The following is a 1,226-nucleotide window of genomic DNA, read 5'->3' as shown; positions in this document are numbered from 1 at the left end:
GGCCTACAACTATCGAATTGCGTTAGCAGATGATGCCGACATTTGCAAGTTGTGAGCAACCAAACTATCATCTACATCGAACAAACGGCAATTTATGCCACTGATTCACTCATTGGAGCTATGAAATGTCGAAAAGTGATCTGAAAGGTGGCTCCATGAGCGCCGCCGTCAACTGCGCCCAATCCGCGCGCACCAAGCCTGCGGGCGGAAAGGTCGCGGCACCTCCGGGTCCGAGGCCTGAACCCGTAAAGCTGAATGGTGTGCCGGCGCCGAAGATGGGCGGCACTAGCCGCTGAAATCTTCATCACACATCGAGGCGTGATATGGCCAAGCACTGGATTCAGGACGCGGTGAAGAAGCCCGGCAGTCTGCGCAAGGAACTTGGCGTCAAGAAGGGCGAAAAAATTCCCGCGAAGAAACTGGATGCAGCCGCTAAGAAACCGGGCAAGGAAGGGCAACGCGCCCGCTTGGCCAAGACGCTGAAGGGGTTCAAGAAATGACTGCGCTTGTCTCTCTTGCCGACTACGGCGGCACGCCTCAACAGTTGGAAGGGCAATTCATTCCGACGAAGTTTGCCGCGGTCACGCTGAACTCCGCCTCAGGTACGACGCCACAGAACATGCTTGTGGTGCCCGCAGATAAGTATGTCTTCGTCACTGGAATTCAGATCACGATTGATCCCATTGCAACGCTCGGCGCCGCGGGAATGGAATTGATCAGCATCGCAGACTCGGTAGACGGCAACATCGCCACGCTGCGCGCCTATATCCCGGCGTCGGCTGCCTCTCCCGCAATCCCCACTGTCATCCGCCAGACAAGTGCGCCAGGCGCTTTCTGGGCTTCGTCGCAGAAGGGCACGACGATCGCTGCTTCGCTGTCGGTCGCGCTGACTGCTGCATCGGTGCGGATCTCGTTCCACTACGGATTCACCAACAAGCTCATTGGGAATAACTGATGACCTTCGCAGACACAGCCAAGCGCCGGATGGAATTGCGCCGCAAGTTGGGCGACAGCGCAATCTCGCGAATCCAAGAACAGGATGCGAAGCGCATGTATCTACAGGCGGCATGCAATGAAATCATGTGGCGCGTGCGCATGTGTCGGCATTCCGCTGGAGCGCTGAAGTAACGCGATGAGCACTAAAGAAGTGACAAAAATTGTCACTCGAAAACCTCCTGCTGCTGGCAAAGGACGTCCTAAAGGTGCGTTGAACAAAACCACCAAAG

General features: G+C 56.2%; 3 protein-coding genes. All 3 read left to right on the top strand.

The window, feature by feature from the left end:
- The first annotated feature begins 323 nt into the window (after window positions 1–323).
- From KF708C_RS36340 to KF708C_RS36335, 3 genes are read left to right on the top strand one after another with little or no spacing between them, the layout of a single operon-like run.
- Window positions 324–500, top strand: coding sequence for a hypothetical protein (locus tag KF708C_RS36340; protein ID WP_156174086.1), 177 nt, complete (start codon window positions 324–326; stop codon window positions 498–500).
- Window positions 497–955: a hypothetical protein gene (locus tag KF708C_RS34070; RefSeq protein ID WP_059416305.1), complete on the top strand. Its 459-nt coding sequence runs from the start codon at window positions 497–499 to the stop codon at window positions 953–955. The genes KF708C_RS36340 and KF708C_RS34070 overlap by 4 nt, the downstream gene beginning before the upstream one ends.
- Window positions 955–1,128 (top strand): hypothetical protein, encoded by a 174-nt coding sequence (locus KF708C_RS36335; RefSeq protein WP_156174085.1) that lies wholly within the window; start codon window positions 955–957, stop codon window positions 1,126–1,128. Before KF708C_RS34070 ends, KF708C_RS36335 begins: the two co-directional genes overlap by 1 nt.
- The last annotated feature ends 98 nt before the right edge of the window (window positions 1,129–1,226 follow it).

The sequence above is a fragment of the Cupriavidus basilensis genome (genome assembly GCF_000876015.1).
Taxonomy (GTDB): Bacteria; Pseudomonadota; Gammaproteobacteria; order Burkholderiales; family Burkholderiaceae; genus Cupriavidus; species Cupriavidus basilensis_B.
The sequence above is the reverse complement of the archived record's forward strand: the minus strand, read 5'-3'. Positions and strand labels throughout refer to the sequence as shown.

Bases quoted from the DNA above. Each gene is read 5' to 3' on its own strand.
- KF708C_RS36340 (WP_156174086.1), top strand. From the start codon at position 324: ATGGCCAAGCACTGGATTCAGGACGCGGTGAAGAAGCCCGGCAGTCTG.
- KF708C_RS34070 (WP_059416305.1), top strand. From the start codon at position 497: ATGACTGCGCTTGTCTCTCTTGCCGACTACGGCGGCACGCCTCAACAG.
- KF708C_RS36335 (WP_156174085.1), top strand. From the start codon at position 955: ATGACCTTCGCAGACACAGCCAAGCGCCGGATGGAATTGCGCCGCAAG.